This window comes from Diaphorobacter sp. HDW4B (genome assembly GCF_011305535.1).
Classification (GTDB): domain Bacteria; phylum Pseudomonadota; class Gammaproteobacteria; order Burkholderiales; family Burkholderiaceae_C; genus Diaphorobacter_A.
Genome location: NZ_CP049905.1, coordinates 3,799,246 through 3,822,897, shown reverse-complemented (window position 1 = coordinate 3,822,897; position 23,652 = coordinate 3,799,246). Strand labels below are relative to the sequence as shown.

The window sequence follows — 23,652 nt, the reverse complement described above, 5'->3', positions numbered from 1 at the left end:
CAAATGAGTGCATCATCCCACGACTCAAACGGCCGTCGCGTCGATGCGCTTGTGCTCCGGATCGAGCGTCCAGCGCTGGTTGTGGAATGCATGCACGCTGTCGCGGTGCGCAATCGAAACCAACCCGCCCTTTTGCTCGTCCACCAGTCGAACCAATTGCTGATAAACATGCGCCTCCGTCGGGTTGTCCATGGCGCTGGTGGCCTCGTCGGCAAACACCCAAGCGGGTCGCTTGAGCAGCACGCGCGCAATCGCCAGTCGCTGTTGCTCGCCGCCTGAAAGCACCGCATTCCAGACATTGTTTTCGTCGAGCCGCGCGCGCAGCTTGGGCAATTTGGCGTTCTCCAATACCTGCGCAAACTGCTCATCGGAGTAGTGCGAAGCCGGTTCCGGATAGGCCAGCGCATCACGCAAAGAGCCTTCCGGGAAATACGGCCGCTGCGGAATGAACATCGCATCCTGCGGTCGTTCCACCCGTCCCTTTGCGAAAGGCCAGATGCCTGCAAAGACGCGCATCAGCGTGGATTTTCCGCTGCCCGATGCGCCGCTGATCAGCACGCGTTCACCGGGGCCGACACGCAACGCGGCATTCGCCACAATCACCTCGCCGTTGGGCAGATCGACTTCAAGTGACGTCGTCTGCACATGGTCGCCGGTCGTCCACTCGGCACCGTCCCGCGCATGTTCACCCTGCTGTTTCAGGCTCTCGTCGAAACCGGCCAGACGCTGCGTGGTCGCGCGCCATGCCGCCAGGTCTTGATAGTTGGTCACGATCCAGCTCAGCGAATCCGACACCTGTCCAAACGCCGATGAAATCTGCATCAGTTGCCCGAGCTGAATCGCGCCACTGAAGAATCGCGGCGCGGCAATGATGAACGGGAACACCACCGCCGCCTGACCAAAAAAGGTGGTGAACCAAATCAGATTTTTCTGCTTGCGGATCAGCACCAGATAGTTGCTCAGCACATCGCCGAAACGCAGGCTCAGACGTTCGCCTTCCACGCGTTCGCCACCATCCAGCGCAATCGCCTCGGCATGCTCGCGCACGCGGATCATGTAGTGGCGAAAGTTGGCCTCGAACTGCTGCTGCCGGTTGTTGAGCAACACCTGCGGCGCGCCCACCCAGAACGTGATGGCCGTGCCGACGATGCAATACAGCACCGCCATCCACACCATGGAGCCGGTGACTTGCCACGTGCCTCCACCAAGCGCCTCGGGCGCGGCCACGTCCATCACCCCACTCAAGCCCCAGAGAATGCCCACAAAGCTCACGAACGTGACCACCGCGTTGAGCAGCCCCATGGCGAGCGAGACGGTGTAAGTGGTGAACAGGTTCAGGTCTTCCTGAATGCGCTGATCGGGGTTATCCGGCACATTGCCGCCGCCAAAGCGCGTCAGCTCCAGCCGATAGAACGCCTTGGCCGCCAGCCAGCGCGAAAGCATCCGGTCGGTCAGCCAACGCCGCCAATTCAATTGAAGGAGTTGCGTGAGATAGAACTTGTAGACAGCGATCACAATATAGATCGCCGCGAGCCAGCAGAACTTCCACAACTGCTGCCAGAACACATCGGCCTGTTTGTTCTCCAGCGCGTCGTAAAACACGCGATTCCACTCGTTGAGCTGCACCAGCATGTAGACCGTGCCGAGGTTCAAGGCAATGATGGCGATGAGCAGCCCCCATGCCTTGCCTTTTTCCTCCGACACAAAATAAGGACGCGCCAGATCGAACGCCTGACGCGTGACATGTGCGGCGTTGCGCAGCTTCTGTTTCAGACTCATGGCTTTCCTTGTTGTGCTGATTCTGGCCCGGCACCCAGCATGGCGCGGTAGTCTGAGGCGAAGCTTAAACCGCTTTCTTTCAATACGCTTCCAGCGACGGACAACGCAAAGCAGGCACAACGTGGTGCGGCGCGGCCTGTTGCATCGCCGCCGTCAACTCGCCCGACTGCAGCCAACCGAGCGCCAGCGGCCAGAGGCTGTGCTCGAAGCGGTCATGAAAGAACGCAAAATGTCCGATGCGGGATGCGCCGACCGACTCGGGCGCAACGCGAACATGGACTCGCTCCGTGAAAGGGAAGTAGCCCAGCAGGCGTTCGAGAGCCGACCTGGTGCCGAACGCATCATCTTCGATGCCAATCGACAGAATCGGTGCCCGCATGTTCGCGCAGCGCTCCACCAGTTGCTTGCGCTCGGCCAGCAAGCGCTCGGGTCCGGAGCAACCCCAGGCGTCTTCGAGACGACGCATCTTCTGCGTCCAATCGCACACCACGCCCTTGGGCGTGTCTTCCAGCCAGCCCAGTCGCTGGCCCGGAAAGTAGCCCAAGAGCGTCGCAAGCAGCGGCATCACGAACTGCCACTTCCACCACATGCGCGTGCGGTGAGCGGGATGGAAATCTCGCCAATAACCCAGTTGCGCAGCGACCATGCACACGCGACGAACGCGGTGCGCGGATGCGGCCAATCCCGTCACGAAACCGCCCACACTGTGCGCAACGACGTCCACCGAACGTCCCGGACGATTCGCGCTCAACCACTGCAGAACGGCTTCGAAATCGCGTTCACCCCAGATGAGCCAACCCGCCTCGAAACCTCGCAGTTCCTCGGGCCGCGACAGGCCGATACCGCGATAGTCGTAAGTCAGCACATCCATGCCATGGTGCTGGAGATACGCGGCAAAGCGGTAGTAGTAACGCGCCGCCACCGAGGTCGCGGGATTGATCACCACCACTGGCACATCCATGGTGCGGTCGGTGCTTTCCGCATGCCGCCACCAATGGCCTTTCAGCACATGGCCATCCCCCGTGGGAATGTGAATCTCGTGCGGCCCATCGGCATTGCTGTGTTTTCTCATGCTGCTCTGCTCCTTTTCTTCAGCACTTTTCGGGCTCTGCATGAGGTGATTACACTGAGTACTGGCCAGATGCTCAAACGATCTTTTCGCCGCATTCACATGCGCTACAGGAATGTCAAAACCGCTCTCGAAAATTCCATCGCTCGATCTGATCCGCAGCTTTGTGGCTGTCGGCAGGCGCATGAGCATCACACTGGCGGCAGAAGATCTGTTCGTGACACAGTCCGCGGTCAGTCGCCAGATTCGTGGACTCGAAGAAGCCATCGGCACGCCCTTGCTCGTGCGCGGTCATCGCAGCATTCAGTTCACTGCGGCGGGCGAGCGACTGTTCCAGAGCGCCGACAGCAGCCTCCGGCAGCTGCAGGACGTGCTCGAAGTGCTGGACGTGCAGCAGCAGCGCAAGACGGTCACGATCACGGCCAGCATTGGCTTCACTGCACTGTGGTTGCTGCCGCGCCTGATCCGCTTTCAGCAGCAATGCCCCGACGTGGATGTGCGCGTGGCGGCCGACACCAAGATGCTGAGCGTGAACACGCCGGGCATCGATCTGGCCATCCGCTACGGTGCTCCGCGCGATGTGCCCAAGGGTGCGCTGCGCCTGTTTGGCGAGACGCTGGTGCCGGTGGCCCACCCATCGCTCAAGGTGCAGCGGCTGAATACGCAAAGACATTTTGCCAAGCAGGTGCTGCTGGAGTTCGATCTGCCCGGTCGCCAATGGCTGCACTGGCACGGTTGGTGTGCGGCACACGGCGTCGAGCTGCCGCGCAATCAGCGCACGCAGCACTACAACCAATACGATCAGGTGATTCAAGCCGCGATTGCCGGCCAAGGCGTTGCCATTGGACGCCGTGAGCTCATCGAGCCGATGCTGCAGGACGGACGGCTTGAAGCCATCGGCGAGCCGGACGCGCGTCTCAGCCCGTTCAGCTACTGGCTAGTGAACTTTGCCGACGTACGCGCCAAGGACACGAGCGACGCCGCATCCAACGCAGCGCTCACCCGCTTCATCGAGTGGATCAAGCAGGAGGCCGATCAGGGCAGCAAATCCAGCGCGTGCATGTAAGCAGGCTGAATCATCAACTCATCCCACGGCTGGGGCAGCGTTTCAGGCAGCAGCGCCACGCGGCGTGCTTCGCTGTTTTCATCCGACTTCCATTGGCCTTTCGCCAGCGCCTTGTCCATGTCGGCCAGAAAGTCATCGACGATCTTGCCATCGCCCACGCTCTGGTTGCACAGCAGCACCATGTCGCAACCGGCATTGAGCGCTGCGCATGCGGCCTCGGCGTAGCTCAGCACCGAGCCGTTGATGCGGCGTGCAGCTTCCATGCTCAGGTCGTCACTGAAGATCGCGCCGTCATAACGCAGGTCGCCACGCAGAATGTCCTGCAGCCATTTGATGGAGAAACCCGCAGGCTTGGCATCGACCTTGGAATAGATGACGTGCGCTGGCATCACGGCGGTGAGCACGCTGGAAAGCCACGGGTATGGCGCTGCGTCGTCGGCCAGAATTGCCTTGAGCGCACGCTTGTCCACGGGGATGTCGACATGCGAATCGGCCTTCACGAAACCGTGACCGGGAAAGTGCTTGCCGCAGTTGGCCATGCCCGCTTGCAGCAGGCCATGCATGAGACTGCGCGCGAGCGTTGCAACCACGCGCGGGTCGCGATGGAAGCTGCGGTCACCGATCACGCCGCTCTCGCCCCAGTCCAGGTCGAGCACGGGCGTGAAGCTGAAATCGACGCCGCACGAACGCAGTTCGCTGCCCAGCACATAGCCTGCGGCAGTGGCCGCGTCCATGGCTCGCATGGCGCCCGAGCCTTCGCGATGCTTGCTGCCCTTGCCGTCGTCCATCCACATCTCGCCGAATGCGCGCATCGAGGGAATGTGCGTGAAGCCGTCGGTCTTGAAGCGCTGCACGCGACCGCCTTCGTGGTCCACGCTGATCAGCAGATCGGCGCGCACGGCCTTGATGTCGGCACACAGTTGCAGCAACTGATCGCGGTTTTCCCAGTTGCGGGTGAACAGAATCATACCGCCGACCAGCGGATGCGCAAGGCGTTGGCGGTCCACATCGGTGAGCTGCTTTCCGGCGACGTCGATGATCAGGGGAGCGTGCATGGCGGGAGAGTTCATGATGAATGTGTTCGGTCTTGCTCTAGTGGGTTCGCGATGGGTCTTCGTATTCGACCACGCAGAAGCTCGCGGCGTAGTCGGTTTCGTCCGTCACGGTGATGTGGGCCTTGAGGCCCTTGGCTTCAAACCAGGTCTTGAGTTCGCCGTGCAGCACGATCACCGGCTGACCGCTGGGCAACTTGGAGATTTCGCAACTGCGCCACGTCATCGGCATGCGCATGCCCATGCCGACCGCTTTGCTGAAGGCTTCCTTGGCGGAAAAACGGGTGGCGAGATAGCGAATGCCGCGCTCGGGCCAGCGCTTGCTGCGCGCGCGCCAGGTGGCGAGTTCGGCCTGCGACAGCACCTTCTCGGCGAAGCGATCGCCATGGCGTTCGAGGCTCGCACGAATGCGGCGAACATCGCAGATGTCGGTACCGATGCCGTAGATCATCGCTTGGCCGCCATGCCGACGTCGATGCTGCGCTGATACGCGCGCACGGTTTCCGCGTAGCCCATTTCCAGCGCATCGGCGATCAGCGCGTGGCCGATGGAGACTTCGAGCAGCCCGGGAACGCGAGTGACGAATTCGGGCAGGTTGTCGCGGTTCAAATCGTGGCCAGCATTGATGCCCAAACCCGCGTCGAGCGCGGCCTGCGCGGCTTGTGCGTAGATCTGCAACTGCGCTTCCTTGTCCGCCGTGCCCCAACCAGCAGCATAGGGTTCGGTGTAAAGCTCCACGCGATCCGCGCCGACAGCCTTGGCCGCAGCCATTTGCTCGGGCACGGGGTCCATGAACAGGCTCACGCGCACACCCAGCGATCTGCACTCCGCGATCAGCGGCTTGAGGCGTTCAGCATCCTGCGGGAAAGTCCAGCCATGGTCGCTCGTGAACTGGTCTTCGCTGTCGGGCACAAAGGTGGCCTGATGCGGGCGCGTCTGGCGGATGAACTCCATCAGGTTCTGCGTGGGATTGCCTTCGATGTTGAACTCGGCCTTCGGCCATTGCTTCATGAGTTCGGCGAGTTCATACACATCGCTCGCGCGGATATGGCGCTCGTCGGGACGCGGGTGGATCGTGATGCCCTGGGCGCCCGCTTCGAGGCACAGCTGCGATGCACGCGTCACGCTGGGAATGCCCAGATGGCGCGTGTTGCGCACCAGCGCGACCTTGTTGACGTTGACCGACAGCGCGGTCCGGGGAGAAAGAGTTGTCGTCATAACGATTGCAGATCCATCATGAGCTGGCGGGTGCGCAGCATCGGGCTTCCGCAATGGTATTGCAGAAGCGCGCGCAGTTGGGGTTTGAGGTCGCTGGCGATTTGCGCGCCATCGCCCACCAGCGCCCGAAAGGTCGCCAGATAATTGTTGTCGTCGCACAGAGCCGTCTGCAGGCTCTGCCAATTCGATCCGGCAAGTGCGGAGCGGTCCGCCGTCACCGCCGCACGCAGGCCGCCATCGGCGATCAGGGTGTAGCGCCGTTCGGCATCCAGACTGGTCAGTGTGGAGGTCTCGACGTGCAGGTCAGGCAGCAGGCCGATCTCGCGCAGCAATACCAGCTCGAAGCTGCGAAGCACCGGCTCCAGCGCATCACCATGCTGGCTGGCGAGCACGCGCACCACGCCCGCATAGGTATCGAAGAGCGGCGCATGCGTGTCTTCGCGCGCAAGCAGTCGCATCAGCAGCTCGTTGAGATACATGCCCGAGAGCAGCGCATCGCCCGAGGGCATGATGTGGCCACCGGCCCATTCAGCGCCCTTGAGTGCATGGATGTCGCCATGCCCTTCGCCGGAGATCGTGTAGGTGACGCGCAGCGGCTGCAGCGCAAGCAGCACGGAGCGGAAGTTGGAGGTGGGCTTTTTCGCGCCCTTGGCGACCAGCGCCACGCGGCCATAGTGCCGCGTGAACACTTCCAGAATCAGGCTCGACTCGCTCCAGTCATATTGATGGAGGATGAACGCCGGTTCATCGCTGATGCGCTTGGTGGCCATGGAAAGCTAGGCGAGCCGCGACAGGAAATGCCGCCAGCCCGCGAGAAACATCATTCGTAGCCGAACGAGCGCACACGGGCTTCGTCGTCGGCCCAGCCGGAGCGCACCTTCACCCAGACTTCGAGGAAGACCTTGGCGTCCATGAGCTTTTCCAGTTCCTGACGGGCTTCGGTGCTGATGCGCTTCAGGCGCTCGCCACCCTCGCCGATCACCATGGCCTTGTGGCCATCGCGCTCGACCACGATGGTCACGGCGATCTTCATGAAACGCTTGTGCTGCTTGCTCTTTTCCTCTTCGAACTTGTCGATGACGACCGTCGAGGTGTAGGGCAGCTCGTCGCCGGTGAAGCGAAACAGCTTTTCGCGCACGGTCTCGGAAGCGAGGAACTTCTCGCTGCGATCGGTGAGCTCGTCTTCCGAGTACCACCAAGGCTGCTCGGGCAGGTATTTTCCGACGATGTCGAACAGTCGATCGATGTCGCCTTTGTTCTTGGCCGACATGGGCACGAACTCCGCGAACGGATGGCGCTCCTGCATGTCACGCAGCCACGGCGCGATTTCGGCGCGGCGGTGCACGGTGTCGAGCTTGTTGGCGATCAGCAGCGTGGGAATGCCGGGCTTGAACAGGCTCAGCACCTTGGCATCGGCCAGTGTGAAGCTGCCAGCTTCGACCACGAACAGGATCAGGTCCACATCGCCGATCGCGCCCATCACCGTCTTGTTGAGCGACTTGTTGAGGGCCGTGCTGTGACGTGTCTGGAAGCCGGGCGTGTCGACGAACACGAACTGCGTGTCGTCCTTGGTGCGGATGCCGGTGATGCGGTGGCGCGTGGTCTGCGCCTTGCGCGAGGTGATCGAAATCTTCTGACCGACGAGCGCGTTCATCAGCGTGGACTTGCCCACATTGGGCTTGCCGACGATGGCGATCAGACCGCAGCGCTGCTTGGATGTGTCGACGGGAGCCGCAGCAACGGCACCCGCACCCGGCTTGGCACCGGCCAGCATGGCGTCCAGATCGGGATTCAGCGAATCGGTGGAAGGTTCCGAGCCCTTGGGCGCCGGAGGTTTTGATGCATTCGTCATGCGTGTTTTGCTTTCAGTTTGGCGAACAGCGCGCCGGCCGCAGCCTGCTCGGCCGCCCGGCGCGATCCGCCTTTTCCGTGTTCGATCAGACCGAGTTCCACAATCTGGCATTCCACGTCGAACGTCTGATTGTGCGCGGCACCTGCCGTTCCCACCACGCGGTACTGAGGCAGATGCATTTTGCGACCCTGCAGCCACTCCTGCAAGGCGGTCTTGGAATCCTTGGCCGCAGCCTGCTTTTCAGGGCTGAGATCGACGCCTTCGAAGAAGCGATCCACCATGGCCTGCGCGGTTTCAAAACCGGCATCCAGGTAGACCGCGCCAATCAGCGCCTCGACCGCATCCGCAAGAATGGAAGGCCGCAGCTTTCCGCCCGACTTGGACTCGCCCTCGCCCAGACGCAGCACGTCGGAAAGCTTCAGACGCGTGGCGATGCGGTGCAGGGAATCCTGTTTCACCAGATTCGCGCGCATGCGCGACAAATCGCCCTCGGGAAGATCCCGAAGGCGCTGGTACAGCATGGTGGAAACCGCCAGACTCAGCACCGAGTCGCCCAGAAATTCGAGGCGCTCGTTGTGATCGGCGGAGAAACTGCGATGAGTGACCGCGCGCTGCAGCAGCGCGGAGTCCTTGAATGAATGCTGCAGACGACTCTGCAGCGATTGAAGTTCAGTTGATAGCACTACTTTGATGAACCTTGGAACCGGTAAAGCAAGGATGCCGGTCCGTACAAAGGAATTTCTTTGGTGTATTCATAGGTAACAACGACCTTCTCATTTTCTTTGGTTACCTCAAGATCGCTTCCCGAAATTGACCGTATGTCGTCGATTGACGCGGCACGATTAAACGCAGCACGCACCCCATCGACTGTAGTTTCTCCGGCAGCTTTCTTTACAGCCTTATGAACCGCCTGCCACTCCATCAGCAATGGAAGTGACTTTGTCGCCACGTAGCCGATGGACACAAACACAACCAGAATGAAAACCAGACTGATGAACGACAACCCGCGCTGGCGCGAGCGTGGAGCGGAGATGCGGTGCATTGCCATGTCTGTGATTCCCTCTTGAATTGAAATATGAAAACTGCGATTCAACCTCAGTTGAACGAACCGATGCGCTTGAAGTTACCGAAATTCATCCAGATGAAGAAGGCGCGACCAACGATGTTGCCTTCTGGAACGAATCCCCAGTAACGCGAATCCAGCGAATTGTCGCGGTTGTCGCCCATCACAAAATACTGGCCTTCGGGCACCTTGCAGGTCACGCCTTCGACGCTGTAGTTGCACAGGTCACGGTGCGCGAAGTTGCTGGCACCCTGCACGAAGGCCGGTACGTCCTTGTTGTTGAGCACGTTGTGCGGCTTCTCGCCAATTTTTTCCTGGAACTGGCTGAAGTAGCGCATTGCGTCTTCTTCAAAGAAATCGGGCAGGTTTGTGGTCGGAACCGGTTTGCCATTGATGGTCAGGCGCTTGTTCAGATAGGCCACCGTATCACCCGGTGTGCCGACGACGCGCTTGATGTAGTCCACGCTGGGTTGCGGCGGGTAGCGGAACACGATCACATCGCCCGCCTTGGGCTTGTTGCCCTCGGTGACGCGGGTGTTGGCCACCGGCAGTCGCAGGCCGTAGGTGAACTTGTTCACGAGGATCAGGTCGCCCACCCACAGCGTCGGATACATCGAGCCCGAGGGAATCTTGAACGGCTCGAAGAGGAACGAGCGCAGCAGGAACACCACCAGAATCACCGGGAACAGGCCCGCAGTCCAATCCAGCCACCAGGGCTGCATGATCAGCTTCTGTTGGGCTTCCTTCAGATCCTCTGCAGCATCTGGACGGATGCCCATGCGTTCGAGTTCTTCGCGGCGTTGCGACGTGGAAGCGGCAAACACCTCGGCGGCTTGCTTGCGCCGCGGCAGAAAGTAAAAGCGCTCGGCCAGCCAGTAGGCCCCCGTCACCACCGTTGCCAGCAGCAGCAGCAGTGCAAAATTACCCTCGATCGCGCCTACATACCAGGCACCGATGTAGCCCACAAAGGCCGCGAGGATCAGAGATGTCAAAACTTGCATGGGCCCTTGCCTTGTTCTTGCTTAATCTTCCACCTGCAGAATCGCGAGGAATGCTTCCTGCGGCACTTCGACCGAGCCGATCTGCTTCATGCGCTTCTTGCCGGCCTTCTGCTTTTCGAGCAGCTTGCGCTTGCGGGTGATGTCGCCGCCGTAGCATTTTGCCAGCACGTTCTTGCGCAGTGCCTTGATGGTTTCGCGGGCGATGATGTTGGCGCCGATGGCCGCCTGAATCGCCACGTCGAACATCTGGCGGCTGATGATTTCGCGCATCTTCGCTGCCACGGCACGACCACGGTAGGTGGCCTGCGAGCGGTGAACGATGATGGACAGCGCATCGACCTTTTCGCCATTCAGAAGAATATCGACCTTCACCACGTCGGACGCGCGGTACTCCTTGAACTCGTAGTCCATGGAGGCATAGCCACGCGACACCGACTTGAGTTTGTCGAAGAAGTCGAGCACGATTTCGCCCAGCGGCATTTCGTAGGTGAGCATCACCTGACGACCGTGGTAGGCCATGTTGATCTGCACGCCGCGCTTCTGGTTGGCCAGTGTCATCACCGGGCCGACATAGTCCTGCGGCATGTAGAGATGCACGGTCACGATGGGTTCGCGGATTTCCTCGATGCGCCCTTGCTCCGGCATCTTCGATGGGTTTTCCACCATGATGACTTCGCCGTCGGCCTTGACCACTTCGTAGACCACGCTGGGCGCGGTCGTGATCAGGTCCTGGTCGAACTCGCGCTCCAGACGTTCCTGCACGATTTCCATGTGCAGCAAACCGAGGAAGCCGCAGCGGAAACCAAAGCCCAGCGCCTGCGAGACTTCGGGCTCGTAGCGCAGCGATGAATCGTTGAGCTGCAGCTTTTCGAGCGCGTCACGCAGCGCGTCGTATTGATTGGCTTCGGTCGGATACAGACCCGCAAACACCTGCGGCTGGATTTCCTTGAAGCCCGGCAGCGCTGTGCTGGCAGGCCCCTGATTGTTCGGCAGTTTCTTTTCAAGCGTGATGGTGTCGCCCACCTTCGCCGCCTTCAGTTCCTTGATGCCGGCGATGATGTAGCCCACCTCACCCGCCTTGAGCGAATCGCGCGGCAGGTCGGCTGGCGTGAACACACCCAGGTTGTTGGCTTCATATGCGGCGTTGGTCGCCATCATCTTGAAGCGCTCGCCCCTCTTGAGCTCGCCATCGACCACACGCACCAGCATCACGACGCCGACATAGGTATCGAACCAACTGTCGATGATCATCGCGCGCAGCGGGCCCGTGGGGTCGCCCTTTGGCGGAGGAATCTTGGCGACGACGGCTTCGAGAATTTCATCGATGCCCATGCCCGTCTTGGCCGAGCAAGGGATCGCGTCAGTCGCGTCGATGCCGATCACGTCCTCGACTTCGGCCTTCGCGTTTTCAGGATCGGCGTTCGGCAGATCCATCTTGTTGAGCACCGGCAGCACTTCCACGCCAAGGTCGAGCGCGGTGTAGCAGTTGGCGACGGTCTGCGCTTCCACACCTTGCGATGCATCGACGACGAGCAACGCGCCTTCGCACGCGGACAGCGAGCGCGACACCTCATACGAGAAGTCGACGTGACCGGGCGTGTCGATGAGGTTGAGGTTGTAGACGTTGCCGTCCTTGGCCTTGTACTGCAACGCAGCGGTCTGCGCCTTGATGGTTATCCCACGCTCTTTCTCGATGTCCATCGAGTCCAGCACCTGAGCTTCCATCTCACGTTCCGCAAGACCTCCGCAACGCTGAATAAGACGGTCAGCGAGCGTGGACTTGCCGTGGTCGATGTGGGCAATGATCGAAAAATTTCTGATGTGGTTCATCAACGGAAAACGACAAGTATTTGAATTGCAAGGACGCGCACAAGAAAAAAGGGCGCGTCAAATAGCGACGCGCCCTAAACCAACAATCTTTGGCAACTGCGATAGTTGGAGCTTCATTGTAGGCAAAAAGGCCTGTTCGGGAAGCCCATCCGACTGCAGAGGAGGGTCGTTGCCGCATTGCAACGGGGGTGTTTATTCACAGGTTATCAACAATTCTACCACGATCTTCCTGAACAACTTGTGCGTGATCTGTGGACTGCTTGTGCATCACTTCACCTCATCCCACATCATGAGGGATTTCAGATCATTTATACACATATTGATTGTAGAGTCGGCGCTATTCTATAGAAATTCGCAGAAAGAAACTTATTGGGCTGCGTGGCAGAAACCGCAAAAAACCCCCAATCCCCCTCAGGCACCCTTCCCAAATCCCTCAAAAGCCCCACTCCCGAGATCGGGATGGGGTCTTGAAAGCCCGCTTTTCGGGTTGGCCCGCCGACTCCCAAACCATCAGCGCGAGGGACGGATCAGCGCATACTGGGCCCATTCGCCACGGCGATACAACACGTTGATCGGCTTGGTCTTGTCAGCCTTGGCGAGCGCCGCGTCGAATTCCTTCAGGCTGTGCACCTCGGTGTTGGCCACGCTCAGAATCACATCGCCCTCGCGCAATCCGGCACGTGCAGCCGCTTCGGCCACTTCCGTCACGCGCACGCCGCCCTTGATCTTGAGCTCCTTGCGCTGCGCATCGGTGAGGTCGGCGACCATCAAACCCAACTGCTCTGCAGCCGCCGACGCTTTAGGCTTGGCGTTGCCCGATCCGCTCTTGGCCGCTGCCGTCTTTTCATCGGGCTCGACCTCGGCAATCGTGATCGGCAGATCGCGCGACTGACCGCGACGGAACACCGTCACGCTGGACTTCGTTCCTGGTTTGGTATTGCCGACAAGGCGCGGCAGATCGACAGTCTTCTCGACAGTCTTGCCATCGAACTTGGTGATCACGTCACCGGCTTCGATGCCCGCCTTTTCGGCAGGCGAGCCGACTTCGACGCCGCGCACCAATGCGCCCTGCGCCTTGGGCATGCCCAGCGATTCCGCCACGTCTTTGGAGACCTGCTCGATCTGCACGCCAATGCGACCACGTGTCACGCGACCGCTCACGCGCAGCTGATCGCTCACGCGGATCGCTTCGTCGATCGGGATCGCGAACGAGATGCCCATGAAACCGCCCGATCGCGAATAGATCTGGCTGTTGATGCCGACCACTTCGCCGCGCATGTTGATCAGCGGCCCACCAGAGTTGCCGGGGTTCACCGCCACATCGGTCTGGATCAGCGGCAGATAGTCGCCCGTGTCGCGCTGCTTGGCGCTCACGATGCCGGCAGTCACCGTGTTGTCGAGACCGAATGGCGAGCCAATCGCGATCACCCATTCGCCGACCTTCAGGCGATTCACATCACCCACCTTCACAGCGGGCAAGCCGGTCGCATCGATCTTCACCACCGCCACGTCCGAACGCTTGTCCGAACCCACGATCTTGGCCTTGAACTCGCGCTTGTCGGTCAGCGTGACGATCACCTCGTCAGCGCCCTCCACCACGTGCGCGTTGGTCATCACGAAGCCATCGCCGCTCAGGATGAAGCCCGAGCCCACGCCGCGCGGCTGCTCTTCGGGTTGCTGGTTGCGACGCTGTGGCGATTGCTGCTTGGGAGTGTTGGGGATGGGCACGCCGAAACGCTTGAAGAACTCGCGCATCTCCTCGTCCATGCCGGTGTTGGACTCGCCCGGTGTCACGCGCTCGGTCGTGCGGATATTCACCACCGCCGGGCCGACCTGATCCACCAGATCAGTGAAGTCCGGCAGGCCGCGCGCAGCAGCGGCAGGTTGCGCCACGGCTGTCTGAACCGGTGCCATGGCCACGCCGAGCGTGAGCGCCGTGGCGACCGCGAGCGCATAACCATGCAATGTTTTCTGTTCAATCCTCAACATCTGAACCTCTCAAGGTATTCATTTGGACGTTAGCAAACGAGTCGCTTACCCTGTGAAGGACAAGACGCCATTTGGTTCCCGCCGCGCGGTCATTTTCGGCATTGAACTGCGGCACGGCTCCACGCAGGAGCGCGCACCGATCAATGCGGTATCTGCTTTATAGCCGAAGCAAAGAGGCGCAGCGTGGCAAGTGGCACTTCGCCAACCATGGTGACCCAGCCGTCCCCCGCCACGCGTCCGGACAGCGTGTGCGTTGCACCCAGCCGCAACTCCTGACCGTTGTATGCGTGGCGCTCTTCGCTGTAGGGCTCCAGAAACACGGAGATGCTGGCCAGCCCATCGGAATAGACACACTGCACGCCGGCAATGCGCAACGGCTGCGTCTGGGCCTTCGCCACTTCCTTGAGTTTTTGCTTTTCAGCGCAACTGAGCAGCACGAAACCCTCCACAGGAATCGGCAGCACCCAGCCGTTGGCTTCGAGCGAGGTGGGCGCGCGCGATGCGGTGATGACCCGATAACCCACGACATCATTCATCATGGACTCGATCTGCGTGCCACTCACGGGAGCACCCATCTCGAATTCCGAGAACGCCGCTTGCTCCAGCACGCGGCCGCCGGGCGTGACGGTCTGCCACTTGAGCACCAGACCACTCGCGTGATCGAGCCAGACCCGATAACCGAAGCGCCACGCATCACGCGGGCGCAATTGCAGCAGATCGGCCTCCTTGCCCGCAATGCGTTCACGGCCACTCCACAGCGCCGCGTAATGCGCCAGCAGCAATTCGCCGCGGATGCCCTCGGCACGTTGCAGCTTGCGCGGCATCTCGCGCGAATCGATGCGCACGGTGCGGTCATTGGGGGAGAAAGTGCGGACCTCGGCGTTCTGGCGATAGACGATGCGCGGCGTGCCATTCAATGCTTCGAGTCGCTCGATCTGGCGATGGCCGTCGCACACATGCCAGACGCGCGAACTGCTCATCACGCCCGACGACGACATCACCACGAAATTGCCGCTGTAGGTGCCCAGATCCGTGGCCTGGCGCATGCGCTCCAGCCAGCCGAGCACATCGAGCCGCTGCAGTTGCTCTGCAGTGAGTTGGGGAAGATTGCAGGCAGTGGCACTTTGAGCCGGATTCGCAGCAGCCGCTGCCACCAGCGGAAGTGCGGCAATACCAACGATGCAGGTGATGCTGGCGATGCAGATGCTTCTTGCGAACATCCATCCGGCCTGCAGCCAGATTCCCATCCGCGATTCCATCCACTGGCTCATCCACACACCGCTTTGCATTCGTCTCAAAGCTCAGAATTCCATCTTCAACGAGCTGGTGCCTCGAAAGTGGCGTTGCGCAGGAAGCCGGCCGGCATCTGCAGGGCAGATGTGCTGCCGTATTGCTTGTGAGCCGCGAGCAGCTCGTCCAGACGCGGATCGCGGATCATCACCTGACCCTGCGCGTTCGTCACGGGCTGGTTCACGGCGATCTGAGTCGCAGCGTTCTGATTGGCGACGACCGGCGCGGCAGCCAACTGCATGCCTGCGGGCGCGCCGGGTTGCGTGGCGCCCAGGCCTGTGTAGGCATTCCAGCCAATCGTGGCGACCGCCGCCAGCGAAGCAAAGCCCGCCACCATCTTCCAGCGGAAGACTTCGTTGTTCGCCGCTTCGGGAGCATGTTCGACCATGACCGGCACGGCGGCCTGCTTTGGTTTGACTGCTGGACGCACCACGGGTTCGCCCACGGTTGGTGCGACCTGCACGGTCTCGCCGCGCTGCAACAGCGCAGCATGGGCTTCTTCGGCCAGTTGCGCTCGCAGTCGCGAGACCAGATCGCAACTCACTGGGCGCGCCAACTCCGAAGAGCGCAGCACATCGCCGATGAGGTGGAACTCGTGCCACGCGGCACCGCCCTCCTCCGAGTCCACGTATGCAACTACCTGCGCGCATTGCGCGCTCACGAGCTCGCCGTCGACCATCGCCGACAACTGCTCACGCATCACTACATCGCCATTCATGGTGTCACCTGCATTCACTGTTCAGACATGCCTTACCAACGTTTGCCCGACTGCTTCTCCAGAAGCGGTCGCACGCGCGCCGAAATCGCTTCGCGCGCCCGGAAAATGCGGGAGCGCACTGTGCCGATCGGACAATTCATGGCCTCGGCAATTTCCTCGTAACTCAACCCCTCGATTTCCCGCAGCGTCACTGCCTGACGCAAATCTTCGGGCAAAGCATCCATGGCTGCGTTCACGGCTGCTGCAATTTCCTGAGCAGCCAGCACGGTTTCGGGGGTCTCGTCCGTGGTTAGTTCAAAAGGATTGCCAGAAGTTTCATCCTCGTCATCATTTGATCGCAAAGCGGTCTCGGTGATGATGGGATTGCGCTTGAGATCGACCAACGCCTTCTTGGCCGTGTTCACCGCAATGCGGTAGAGCCAGGTGTAGAACTGCGCGTCGCCCCGGAATTGGTGCAGCGCACGATAGGCGCGCAGAAAGGTTTCCTGCGCGATGTCCGGGATCAGATCCACATCCCGCACCATGCGGCCAATCAGGCGCTCGATGCGGCGCTGGTACTTGATCACCAGCATCTCGTAGGCGCGCTGATCACCCGCAAGCGTGCGCTCCACCAGTTGCAGATCACTGTTGGTTTCGGGAGCCTGCTCGGTTTGAGATGAGGTCATGTACTGGTCGTTGTCGCGCAGAATGAATCTGGCATCGTTCTTGGTCCAACCTGATCGGTCAGCGCGCGGAAAGTTCACCGACGGCGCGCGAATATACCGCACGTCGCAAGGCCAGCCAATGCAGCGGGTCTGCCCGACGCTCCAGCCACAGATGGATGCTGCGCGGGGAACCGAAATACCGGGTCTGCACCAACAGATGCGACTGGAAGTCGAGTCGCACCTGCAGCGCTTCCAGCAAAAAAGTCTCGCCTGACGGCTGCTGCCACTCCCACGTCAGGCCATCCCAGTGGATGGAGCCTCGGCAGGAATGCCACCACCAGTGAGCGGCACTCGCCGTCGTCAGTAACCAGGTGGAAATCGAGACGGCCAGCTTGAGTGTTGCCACCGAGGATGAATCGCTCAAGGCCCACCAGAGCAGCAGCCCCAGCTGCAGCGCGGAAAGGCTCGCCAGAATCAGCCCGAGCCGCACGGATCGCCGCAGCGCAAACTGCAGCGCCGGTGCGTGCAGATGCGGGCGGTGGCGCGGCGAAGCGATCATCTTGCCGCGACGCAGAAGCCGCAAAGGTGAACCAGCGAAATCTGCACGCCCACCTCACCCGTCAGCACGTCGTCAGACGCGCTTGAAAACCAGGGTGCCGTTCGTGCCGCCAAAACCGAAATTGTTCTTCACGGCCACATCGATCTTCATGTCACGGGCTGTGTTCGCGCAGTAGTCGAGATCGCACTCGGGGTCCTGCTCGAAGATGTTGATGGTCGGCGGTACCTTCTGGTCACGCAGCGCCAGCACGGTGAACACGCTCTCGATGCCGCCCGCGCCACCCAGCAGGTGACCGGTCATGGACTTCGTGGAGCTGACCACCATGCTCTTGGAGTGATCGCCGAAAGCCGCCTTGATGGCATTGGTTTCGTTGATGTCACCCAGCGGCGTGGACGTGCCGTGCGCGTTCAGGTAGTTCACCTGATCGGCATTGATGCCCGCATTGCGCATCGCGTTGAGCATTGCGCGGCGTGGGCCATCCATGTTGGGAGCGGTCATGTGACCTGCATCGGCGCTCATGCCATATCCAGCCAGTTCGGCGTAGATCTTGGCACCGCGCGCCTTGGCGTGTTCGTACTCTTCAAGCACCATCACGCCTGCACCTTCACCCAGAACAAAACCATCACGGTCCTTGTCCCAGGGGCGCGAGGCCGTCTTGGGGTCGTCGTTGCGGGTGGACAGAGCGCGCATCGCGGCAAAGCCGCCCACGCCCAACGGAGACACCGTGGACTCCGTACCACCAGCGACCACCACATCGGCATCGCCATATTCGATCATGCGCCCTGCTTCGCCGATGCAATGCAGACCTGTAGTACAGGCCGTCACCACCGACAGATTGGGGCCCTTGAACCCGAATCGCATGGACACGTGGCCCGCCACCATGTTGATGATGGAGGCAGGCACGAAGAACGGCGTCACACGGCGGGGGCCGCGAGCTGCCAGTTCTGCGTGGGTATTTTCGATCAGCGGAAGTCCGCCGATGCCGGAGCCGATCACGCAACCGATGCGCGTGGCCAGATCATCCGACAGGGCTTCGCCGAGGGGCAGACCGGAGTCATGCACCGCCTGCTCCGCAGCCGCAATGCCGAAGTGGATGAAGGTGTCCATGGTGCGCGCATCCTTGGCGCTCATGTACTTCTCCACATCGAAACCCTTGACCTCACCTGCAATCTTGCAGGAGAAGTTCGACGTATCGAACTTGGTGATGAGATCAATGCCGGACTGGCCGGCAAGGAGGTTGGTCCAGGCTTCGCTCACCGTGTTGCCCACGGGAGAGATGCAGCCCAGACCGGTCACGACAACGCGACGACGGCTCATGCGTTCAAACTTTCTGCTGATCTTTTCAAAAAACCTGATCAGGCCTTTTGATGGGTGTTGGCGTAGTCGATGGCGTTCTGCACCGTCGTGATCTTCTCTGCGTCTTCGTCAGGAATCTCGATGCCGAACTCATCTTCCAGAGCCATCACCAGTTCGACCGTGTCCAGGGAGTCTGCGCCCAGGTCAGCCACGAAGGCCTTTTCGTTGGTCACTTGGGACTCTTCCACACCGAGTTGTTCGGCAATGATTTTCTTGACACGTGCTTCGATATCGCTCATGGTTTCCCTCAGGGGGTTGTGAATGAATCCGCGATTTTAACTGTTTCGGACAATTGTCCCTAACAGCCGCCGTACGGACGACACGGCACCAACTGGTTTGTACTACATGTACATGCCGCCGTTGACGTGCAACTCCTGCCCCGTCACGTAGCCTGCACCCTTGGAAGCCAGGTAAGCCACCGCGTGCGCAATGTCACTTGGCTGACCCAGATCGCCCATGGCAATTTGAGATTTGAGCGCCGACTTCTGCTCGTCCGGCAGACTCGCCGTCATGTCGGTCGCAATGAAGCCCGGCGCCACGCAATTCACGGTGATGTTGCGGCTGCCCAATTCCCGGGCAAGCGCGCGGGTCATACCGGCCACGCCTGCCTTGGCGGCAGCGTAATTGGCCTGCCCCGGATTGCCGGACGCACCCACCACGCTGGTGATGCTGATGATGCGGCCAAAGCGCTGCTTCATCATCGGGCGAATAGCCGCACGGCTTACTCGGAAAACAGCCTTCAGGTTCGTGTCGATGACGGCATCCCAGTCGTCGTCCTTCATGCGCATGGCCAAGGTGTCACGCGTAATACCCGCGTTGTTCACGAGGACATGCAGGCCACCGAATTCCTTGACTGTGGCGTCGATCAACGCATCCACGGCCGCGCCGTCGGTCACGTCGAGCTTCACGCCCTTGCCGCCCTTGGCCGACAGAACGTCGTTGATGCGCGCTGCGCCATCGTCGGAAGTGGCGGTGCCGATCACGCGGTAGCCGCGCTCTGCCAGCTCAGCTGCAATGGCCGCGCCAATGCCGCGGGTTGCGCCGGTGACCAGTGCAATCTGGGGTGTTGTAGTGGTTGTTTCGCTCATGCCAGCAATTCTTTGGTTTCTGCCAATGTGGCCGGATCATAAATGGATGCGCCCACCAATTCTGGATCGATGCGCTTGGTCATGCCCGCAAGCACCTTGCCGGGGCCGCATTCGACGATATGCGTCACACCGCGCGCCTTGAGCGCCTGAACGCACTCCACCCAGCGCACCGGGCCAAAGGCCTGACGATACAGCGCATCGCGGATCTTGTCGGCATCGGTTTCGACGGCCACATCCACATTGTTCACCACGGAAATCTGCGGAGCGGCCAGTTCGATCTTTGCCAGTGCCTCGCGCAGCTTTTCAGCAGCGGGCTTCATCAGGCTGGAGTGGAATGGCGCCGACACCGGCAGCAGCAGCGCGCGCTTGGCACCTGCAGCCTTGAGCACTTCGCAGGCCTTGTCCACACCGGCCTTGGTACCGGCAATGACGGTCTGCGCCGCGTCGTTGAAGTTCACAGCCTCCACGACTTCCTTGGAGTCTGCGCCAAAGCTGGCGGTGGCTTCCGCACAGCCAGCGACGACCTTGGCCGAGTCGAGACCCAGAATCGCCGCCATCGCGCCCACGCCCACAGGAACGGCCTCCTGCATGGCTGCTGCGCGCAGACGCACCAGCGGCGCGGCTTGCGACAAAGTCAGCACGCCAGAGGCCACCAGCGCCGAGTATTCGCCGAGCGAGTGACCTGCCACGGCTGCAGGCAGTGCACCGCCTTCGGCACGCCACACGCGCCACGCTGCCACACCGGCCACCAGCATCACGGGCTGGGTGTTGGTGGTGAGCGCCAAGGCTTCCTTGGGACCTTCATGGATCAGCTTGGCGACATCTTCGCCAAGTGCGTCGGAGGCTTCGCGCAGCGTCTCTGCGACGATGGCGTTGTTGCCCCAGCCGTCGAGCATGCCGACGGATTGCGAGCCCTGGCCCGGAAATACGAATGCAAAGGTTTTGGACATCTTGAATTGGTATTTTTGTAGTTGTTCGAATCCGCCCGCGAACCTACCTCAAGGGTGGGTTCCGGGCAGTCCCTGACTCACAGCTTGAGCAGCACGGCGCCCCAGGCGAAACCACCGCCCACGCCTTCGAGCAGCAGCGTCTGGCCGGGCTTGATCTGACCGGAGCGAACGCCATGGTCGAGCGCCAATGGAATCGATGCAGCCGACGTGTTGCCATGCTGATCCACGGTGACAATGACTTTGTCCATGGACAGCTTGAGCTTGCGCGCTGTGCTTTGCATGATGCGGATGTTGGCCTGATGCGGAATCAGCCAGTCGATGTCGGCCTCCGTCATGTTGGCCTTTTCCAGCGTGGCGCGCGCGGCTTTTTCGAGCACGCCGACCGCCAGTTTGAACACGGCCTGACCGTCCATCTTGAGCAATGGATCGCCCAGAATCTGGCCGCCATAGACGTTGCCCGGCACGCAGAGAATGTCCACGTGACGGCCATCGGCATGCAGATCGCAGGCGAGGATGCCCGGCTCGTCCGAGGCTTCGAGCACCACCGCACCTGCGCCATCACCGAACAGCACGCAGGTCGTGCGGTCGTTGAAATCGAGAATGCGGCTGAAGACTTCCGCGCCGATGACCAGCGCGCGATTGGCGACCCCGGACTTCAGCATCGAATCGGCCACGGTCAGCGCGTAGACGAAACCACTGCACACGGCCTGCACGTCGAATGCCGGACAGCCATGGATGCCGAGCTTGCCCTGCAAAATGGCGGCGGTCGACGGGAACACCATGTCGGGCGTGGACGTCGCGACGATGATGAGGTCGATGTCTTCGGCCGTGATGCCCGCAGCCTCGATGGCCTTGCGTGCGGCTTCCAGTGCCAGATCGCTGCTGGCCACATCGCGTTCGGCAAAGTGGCGTGCGCGGATGCCGGTACGTTCGACGATCCATTGATCGGATGTCTCGAGGCCTCGTTCGGCCAGTTGGGCCACGAAGTCATCGTTGGTCACACGGCGAGGCGGCAGATAGCTGCCTGTGCCCGTAATACGTGAAAAGCGTCTCATTAATATGCGGCCGACGTTGTATATCGAACTAACTAAACAGATGCGGATGCCGCACCAGTCGCCAGCAGCGGAGCCGCGTGGGCAACCTTGGTCCGGACACGGTCAAGCAGATTGTTGCGTGCCGCATCATACGCCCGGTTGAGCGCATGCTCGAAGCCCACTGCATCGGCAGAACCATGGCTCTTGAACACCAGGCCGCGCAGACCCAGCAACGCAGCACCGTTGTAGCGACGGTGATCCATGCGTTTCATCAGCGCAGATAGCACCGGATAAGCCACGATGGCCGCCATTTTGGTGAAGATGTTGCGTTTGAACTCGCGCTTGAGGCCACCCACGATCATCGAGGCCACGCCTTCGGTCGCCTTGAGCGCCACGTTGCCGACAAAGCCGTCGCAGACCACGATGTCCACCACGCCCTTGAAAATGTCGTTGCCTTCCACGTTGCCGTAGAAGTTCAGATCGCCATTCGCACCGGCCTGACGCAGCAGCTCGCCCGTGCGCTTGATGACTTCATTGCCCTTGATGACTTCTTCGCCGATGTTGAGAAGACCGACCTTGGGCTGATCGCAGTCCTGCAGCACCGACACCAGCGCCGAGCCCATCACCGCGAACTGCAGCAGATGCTCTGCCGTGCAATCCACATTGGCACCCAGATCCAGCACGGTGGTGGCACCACCCGTGTCGTTGGGCATCTGGGTTGCGATGGCCGGACGGTCGATGCCGTCGAGCGTCTTGAGCAGATAGCGCGCAATCGCCATCAGCGCGCCGGTATTGCCGGCGGAAACCGCCACCTGCGCAGCGCCATCCTTGACCTGGGCGATGGTCACGCGCATCGAAGAATCTTTTTTGCGACGCAGGGCCACTTCCACCGCGTCGTCCATGGCAACCACTTCCGTGGCATGAACCACGGTGGCGCGCTCGTGTTTGAAATCCCGCAGACTGGCTTCCAGCCCGACCAGAATCAGTCGGGCATCCGGATGATGCTCCAGAAATTGGCGGCACGCGGGAAGCGTGACACCAGGGCCATGATCGCCCCCCATGCAGTCGACAGCCAGTGTGATCATTTAGGCGAGTATTCGGACAAGCAAAGGCCCGAATGAAAAAAGATGAATGTCAAAAACGACAAAGGCCCGCGCTACCAACGAGTAGCAGCGGGCCCAGGATTGGTTGAAACCTCGATCAGGCTTCAGACTTGTTCTTCAGCACCTGACGGCCGCGGTAGAAACCGTTGGGGCTGATGTGGTGACGCAGATGTGTTTCGCCGGTGGTAGGTTCCACGGCAGTGCCCGGTGTAGTCAGGGCATTGTGCGAACGGTGCATACCGCGCTTGGAGGGGGACTTCTTGTTTTGCTGAACAGCCATGATGGCTCCTAGGGTCTGAAAAGGGTTGGTAAAAAACGCGATCAGCCCATTAAAGACACGAGGGGATTTCGCGCGAAACCATTGATTATAGCGGAAATGATTTGGGCACTCAAATACTGCTCTTGAGAAAGCGCCATTCAGGCACCGAAATCAAACGGATCAGGACTTCTTGTCGTCCTTGCGCAGGCCCGCCAACGCCGCGAACGGGTTGGGTTTCTGCTCGTTGGCTTCTTCGAAGTCGTCGTCGGACGAGCTCATTTCCACCTGTGTCGGGCATTCGTCGTGGCGCGGCACCACGGGCAGCTCCAGCAGCAGCTCATCCTCGATGAGCTGGCGCAGATTGAATTCGCGGCTCAGCGCCAGCAGGTCTTCGTCGCACTCGTCGTCGAGCGCTTCCGCCGTGGCTTCATCCGCCACAAAGCGGAATTCCCGATCAATGTCGAGGGGCACATCGGCCGTTCCGAGGCAGCGCTGGCACTGCATGGGCACGGTCGCATGCACCTTGAGCTTGAGCCAGATCTGCGCTCCCAGCCCTGCCACGGTGCGGACTTCACCGTCAGCCTGCCAATCCACCAGCAGATCGGGATGCAGGCCCTTGGCTTCCTCCGCGAGACGCTTGTACTTGAGCAGTGAGTCGTGGCCGGACAGATGTCCACCAGCCTGTGCAAAGGCCTTGATGTCCAGCCGATCGGGGGAGTGTTCCTTGGTCAT

At 60.9% G+C, this 23,652-nt stretch carries 25 protein-coding genes; 1 reads left to right on the top strand and 24 read right to left on the bottom strand.

Annotated features, from left to right (window positions below; all coding sequences use genetic code 11):
* Positions 1 to 24 precede the first annotated feature (24 nt).
* Together G7048_RS17400 and G7048_RS17395 are read right to left on the bottom strand one after the other, a co-directional pair.
* Positions 25 to 1,779, bottom strand: coding sequence for an ABC transporter ATP-binding protein/permease (locus G7048_RS17400; protein WP_166069350.1), 1,755 nt, complete (start codon positions 1,777 to 1,779; stop codon positions 25 to 27).
* Positions 1,780 to 1,858: 79 nt separating this feature from the next.
* Positions 1,859 to 2,851, bottom strand: coding sequence for an alpha/beta fold hydrolase (locus tag G7048_RS17395; RefSeq protein ID WP_166069348.1), 993 nt, complete (start codon positions 2,849 to 2,851; stop codon positions 1,859 to 1,861).
* 112 nt (positions 2,852 to 2,963) lie between these two features.
* Between G7048_RS17395 and G7048_RS17390 the strand changes: the two genes are divergently transcribed.
* Positions 2,964 to 3,914 carry a LysR substrate-binding domain-containing protein gene (locus G7048_RS17390; RefSeq protein ID WP_166069347.1) on the top strand — a complete coding sequence of 317 codons (951 nt, stop codon included), beginning with the start codon at positions 2,964 to 2,966 and terminating at the stop codon, positions 3,912 to 3,914.
* Here G7048_RS17390 and nagZ read toward each other — a convergent pair.
* From nagZ to G7048_RS17280, 22 genes are all read right to left on the bottom strand, one after another.
* Complete coding sequence (nagZ, locus tag G7048_RS17385) at positions 3,884 to 4,984, bottom strand: beta-N-acetylhexosaminidase (protein ID WP_205750285.1); 1,101 nt, start codon at positions 4,982 to 4,984, stop codon at positions 3,884 to 3,886. The two genes, G7048_RS17390 and nagZ, sit on opposite strands and share 31 nt — an antisense overlap.
* 22 nt (positions 4,985 to 5,006) lie before the next feature.
* Positions 5,007 to 5,417 (bottom strand): holo-ACP synthase, encoded by a 411-nt coding sequence (gene acpS, locus G7048_RS17380; protein WP_166069346.1) that lies wholly within the window; start codon positions 5,415 to 5,417, stop codon positions 5,007 to 5,009.
* A complete protein-coding gene (locus G7048_RS17375) occupies positions 5,414 to 6,184 on the bottom strand; it encodes a pyridoxine 5'-phosphate synthase (RefSeq protein ID WP_166069345.1) in 771 nt (256 codons plus the stop codon). The genes acpS and G7048_RS17375 overlap by 4 nt, the downstream gene beginning before the upstream one ends.
* On the bottom strand, positions 6,181 to 6,954 hold the full coding sequence (gene recO, locus G7048_RS17370) for a DNA repair protein RecO (RefSeq protein ID WP_166069344.1): 774 nt from the start codon (positions 6,952 to 6,954) through the stop codon (positions 6,181 to 6,183). The genes G7048_RS17375 and recO overlap by 4 nt, the downstream gene beginning before the upstream one ends.
* Before the next feature lie 50 nt (positions 6,955 to 7,004).
* Positions 7,005 to 8,036 carry a GTPase Era gene (era, locus tag G7048_RS17365; RefSeq protein ID WP_166069343.1) on the bottom strand — a complete coding sequence of 344 codons (1,032 nt, stop codon included), beginning with the start codon at positions 8,034 to 8,036 and terminating at the stop codon, positions 7,005 to 7,007.
* Positions 8,033 to 8,719 (bottom strand): ribonuclease III, encoded by a 687-nt coding sequence (gene rnc / locus G7048_RS17360; RefSeq protein ID WP_166069342.1) that lies wholly within the window; start codon positions 8,717 to 8,719, stop codon positions 8,033 to 8,035. Before rnc ends, era begins: the two co-directional genes overlap by 4 nt.
* Entirely contained in the window at positions 8,719 to 9,084 is a 366-nt protein-coding gene (locus G7048_RS17355) for a DUF4845 domain-containing protein (protein ID WP_166069341.1), read from the bottom strand. The genes rnc and G7048_RS17355 overlap by 1 nt, the downstream gene beginning before the upstream one ends.
* Before the next feature lie 47 nt (positions 9,085 to 9,131).
* A complete protein-coding gene (lepB, locus tag G7048_RS17350) occupies positions 9,132 to 10,100 on the bottom strand; it encodes a signal peptidase I (protein WP_166069340.1) in 969 nt (322 codons plus the stop codon).
* A gap of 21 nt (positions 10,101 to 10,121) precedes the next feature.
* Positions 10,122 to 11,930 carry a translation elongation factor 4 gene (gene lepA, locus G7048_RS17345; RefSeq protein WP_166069338.1) on the bottom strand — a complete coding sequence of 603 codons (1,809 nt, stop codon included), beginning with the start codon at positions 11,928 to 11,930 and terminating at the stop codon, positions 10,122 to 10,124.
* 510 nt (positions 11,931 to 12,440) lie between these two features.
* Positions 12,441 to 13,919, bottom strand: coding sequence for a DegQ family serine endoprotease (locus tag G7048_RS17340; protein WP_166069337.1), 1,479 nt, complete (start codon positions 13,917 to 13,919; stop codon positions 12,441 to 12,443).
* A gap of 140 nt (positions 13,920 to 14,059) precedes the next feature.
* Complete coding sequence (locus tag G7048_RS17335) at positions 14,060 to 15,166, bottom strand: MucB/RseB C-terminal domain-containing protein (protein WP_166069336.1); 1,107 nt, start codon at positions 15,164 to 15,166, stop codon at positions 14,060 to 14,062.
* Between the two features lie 68 nt (positions 15,167 to 15,234).
* Positions 15,235 to 15,927: a sigma-E factor negative regulatory protein gene (locus tag G7048_RS17330; RefSeq protein ID WP_166069335.1), complete on the bottom strand. Its 693-nt coding sequence runs from the start codon at positions 15,925 to 15,927 to the stop codon at positions 15,235 to 15,237.
* Positions 15,928 to 15,959: 32 nt separating this feature from the next.
* A complete protein-coding gene (rpoE, locus tag G7048_RS17325; RefSeq protein WP_166069334.1) occupies positions 15,960 to 16,592 on the bottom strand; it encodes an RNA polymerase sigma factor RpoE in 633 nt (210 codons plus the stop codon).
* Between the two features lie 58 nt (positions 16,593 to 16,650).
* Positions 16,651 to 17,130, bottom strand: coding sequence for a hypothetical protein (locus G7048_RS17320; RefSeq protein ID WP_166069332.1), 480 nt, complete (start codon positions 17,128 to 17,130; stop codon positions 16,651 to 16,653).
* A gap of 72 nt (positions 17,131 to 17,202) precedes the next feature.
* Positions 17,203 to 18,447 (bottom strand): beta-ketoacyl-ACP synthase II, encoded by a 1,245-nt coding sequence (fabF, locus tag G7048_RS17315; RefSeq protein ID WP_166069331.1) that lies wholly within the window; start codon positions 18,445 to 18,447, stop codon positions 17,203 to 17,205.
* Positions 18,448 to 18,485: 38 nt separating this feature from the next.
* Positions 18,486 to 18,725 (bottom strand): acyl carrier protein, encoded by a 240-nt coding sequence (gene acpP / locus G7048_RS17310; RefSeq protein ID WP_003058049.1) that lies wholly within the window; start codon positions 18,723 to 18,725, stop codon positions 18,486 to 18,488.
* A 102-nt stretch (positions 18,726 to 18,827) separates the two neighbouring features.
* The gene (gene fabG, locus G7048_RS17305; protein ID WP_166069330.1) at positions 18,828 to 19,574 is read right to left on the bottom strand and encodes a 3-oxoacyl-ACP reductase FabG; all 747 of its coding nucleotides are present in this window, start codon (positions 19,572 to 19,574) and stop codon (positions 18,828 to 18,830) included.
* Positions 19,571 to 20,524, bottom strand: coding sequence for an ACP S-malonyltransferase (gene fabD / locus G7048_RS17300; RefSeq protein WP_166069329.1), 954 nt, complete (start codon positions 20,522 to 20,524; stop codon positions 19,571 to 19,573). The genes fabG and fabD overlap by 4 nt, the downstream gene beginning before the upstream one ends.
* Positions 20,525 to 20,601: 77 nt before the next feature.
* Positions 20,602 to 21,579: a beta-ketoacyl-ACP synthase III gene (locus tag G7048_RS17295; RefSeq protein ID WP_166069328.1), complete on the bottom strand. Its 978-nt coding sequence runs from the start codon at positions 21,577 to 21,579 to the stop codon at positions 20,602 to 20,604.
* 32 nt (positions 21,580 to 21,611) lie between these two features.
* Entirely contained in the window at positions 21,612 to 22,643 is a 1,032-nt protein-coding gene (gene plsX, locus G7048_RS17290; protein WP_166069327.1) for a phosphate acyltransferase PlsX, read from the bottom strand.
* 115 nt (positions 22,644 to 22,758) lie between these two features.
* On the bottom strand, positions 22,759 to 22,941 hold the full coding sequence (gene rpmF, locus G7048_RS17285) for a 50S ribosomal protein L32 (protein WP_013519991.1): 183 nt from the start codon (positions 22,939 to 22,941) through the stop codon (positions 22,759 to 22,761).
* A 159-nt stretch (positions 22,942 to 23,100) separates the two neighbouring features.
* Positions 23,101 to 23,652 (bottom strand): DUF177 domain-containing protein, encoded by a 552-nt coding sequence (locus G7048_RS17280; RefSeq protein ID WP_166069326.1) that lies wholly within the window; start codon positions 23,650 to 23,652, stop codon positions 23,101 to 23,103.